This is a genomic window from Aurantimonas sp. A2-1-M11, assembly GCF_036549475.1.
Taxonomy (GTDB): Bacteria; Pseudomonadota; Alphaproteobacteria; order Rhizobiales; family Rhizobiaceae; genus Aurantimonas.
Genome location: NZ_JAZHLI010000186.1, coordinates 1 through 1576, shown reverse-complemented (window position 1 = coordinate 1576; position 1576 = coordinate 1). Strand labels below are relative to the sequence as shown.

Below are 1576 nucleotides of genomic sequence, written 5' to 3'. Positions count from 1 at the left end.
CTTGAGCGATGATCCGTTCGTTAGCCTGCCAGCCGTGGCACGCTGATCAATCCGGCTTGGCCGGAACCGCTCGGCCATCGCCGTCAGCTACACCACATGGTGGGACACTATCAAGGACGATGCTCGGCTTGTCTGGCTGCGGGCGAACGGCACACCGTGGAAGCCGATCTGCCGGGAGCTGCGGATCAGTCGGGCGATGGCCGACCGGCATTACAGTACGGGCTGGCAGTGACCGTCTGGCGGCTGAACGGTAAAAGTCCACCTACAACGCGCTCGATGAACTACGTGATCGGCAGGGCGCGGGCCGGGTGACCGGGCCGGCGTGAGGATCAAAGTGTTGATCTCCACGTTGTCATCAAACTCACGGTGCGGCCGAGGGTACACCTTGTTTCACCCCGCTTGGGACCGAGAAAGGCCCGGATGCTGAATTTCATTCGTGAGGGCGCGGGCCCTCCGCTTCTCCTAGTGCATGGCCTCGGAGGATCGTGGCGATCCTGGACCACGATCCTTCCTGCGCTCTCCGAGACACGCGAAATCGTGGCCCTGGACCTACCCGGGCATGGCGAAACGCCAGCGGCTGCCAACAGCGACACGTTCAACGGGCTCGCCGACAGTGTCGAGACCTTTATCGTCGAACAGGGCTTTGAGGGCATCGACATCGTCGGCAGCTCGCTCGGCGCAAGGATCGTGCTTGAGATGTCGCGCCGCGGGAGTGTCGGAGCGACGATCGCGCTCGATCCTGGCGGCTTCTGGCGAGGCTGGGAGCGGACATACTTCCGCTCAACGCTTGACGCGTCGATCCGGCTCGTGCGCGGTCTCGGGCCTGCACTACCGACCCTCTCCCGGTCCGCTGTGACCCGTAGCATGCTCCTGGCGCAGCTGTCGGCACGTCCTTGGAAGCTGGACGGTGACGTCGTGGCGACCGAACTGAAGAGCTTTGCCGCGACCAAGACCTTCGACGCGCTCGTGCGCGACCTCGTGACCGCCCCGGAACAGGTGGGACCAGCGGCGGGGACATCTCGCCCCATCGTCATCGGATGGGGCCGCCAAGATCGTCTGTGCCTGCCACGACAAGCCGAGAGGGCGATGGAGGCGTTTCCATCCGCAAAGCTGCATTGGTTCGAGATATGCGGGCATTTTCCCATGTGGGATCAGCCGGAAGAAACCGCTCGGCTCATCCTCGACGAAACGGGCGCAACTTCGTGAGTGAGCGGCGACCCCACCGCTGAGATTGCCCGACCAGCCGTCAAGCGAAATCGCCTTCGTGAGACGCTTTTCGATGAGACATTGCGTATTCCGACGAAGCTGGCCATGCATTCCAAAAAATGAAGCCGGCCACCTGTTCCGATTTCATTCCGGCCGCCGTTCCGATTTGAAGCCGGCCAACTCCTAGTGTTCCGAGTCCGACACTTGCTACCTGTTGCCTCGGACTTCATCGAGTTTGTCCCGCGCACGTCGTTCCTGTTCGAGAATATCGTCGGCGGTTTTTGTCCACTGGAAGGGCTTTGGCCTGGAGTTGTGCTGCGCCAGGTAGTTGTAGATGGTCGCCTCCAGGTCGGTGACGCTGGTGTAGCTG

At 62.2% G+C, this 1576-nt stretch carries 2 protein-coding genes and 1 pseudogene; 2 read left to right on the top strand and 1 reads right to left on the bottom strand.

The genetic code is table 11. The features are described from left to right. Window positions 1–49 precede the first annotated feature (49 nt). Complete coding sequence (locus tag VQ042_RS25500; RefSeq protein ID WP_331823036.1) at window positions 50–232, top strand: DUF6362 family protein; 183 nt, start codon at window positions 50–52, stop codon at window positions 230–232. A 188-nt stretch (window positions 233–420) separates the two neighbouring features. Next, the gene (locus tag VQ042_RS25495) at window positions 421–1206 is read left to right on the top strand and encodes an alpha/beta fold hydrolase (protein WP_331823035.1); all 786 of its coding nucleotides are present in this window, start codon (window positions 421–423) and stop codon (window positions 1204–1206) included. Window positions 1207–1413: 207 nt separating this feature from the next. Here the strand turns inward: VQ042_RS25495 and VQ042_RS26285 are convergent. Beyond that, a pseudogene (locus VQ042_RS26285) lies at window positions 1414–1576 on the bottom strand (IS630 family transposase); the annotation flags it as partial.

Coding starts and splice junctions, on each gene's coding strand:
- VQ042_RS25495 (WP_331823035.1), top strand. CDS start 421: ATGCTGAATTTCATTCGTGAGGGCGCGGGCCCTCCGCTTCTCCTAGTG.